Source organism: Clostridium pacaense (genome assembly GCF_020709765.2).
Classification (GTDB): Bacteria; Bacillota; Clostridia; order Lachnospirales; family Lachnospiraceae; genus Enterocloster; species Enterocloster hominis.
The window spans coordinates 1-230 of record NZ_JAJFEB020000270.1; the positions used below are offsets into that span (position 1 = coordinate 1).

Annotated in this window: 1 pseudogene; it reads right to left on the reverse strand. The window is 56.5% G+C overall.

Annotated elements, in window-relative coordinates:
* A pseudogene (locus LK536_RS59245) lies at positions 1-230 on the reverse strand (MBL fold metallo-hydrolase); the annotation flags it as partial.

The window sequence follows — 230 nt, forward strand, 5'->3', positions numbered from 1 at the left end:
CCTCTGTATGCCACAGTACCAGGTTGGGGATGCGCAGGCTTTCGGCCAGTTCACAGGCTTCCTTTACCGTGTTGTGATGCTTTTCGTATGGCTCGAATATCTCCCTGTCGCGGTACAGGCAGAAGGCCTCGTGGAGAAGCCAGCCACTGCCCTCCACATAGGGTCGGCATTCCGGGCTATAGGGTTCGTCCCATGCGCAGGTGAACCTGCGTCCGTTCTTTAAAATGGTG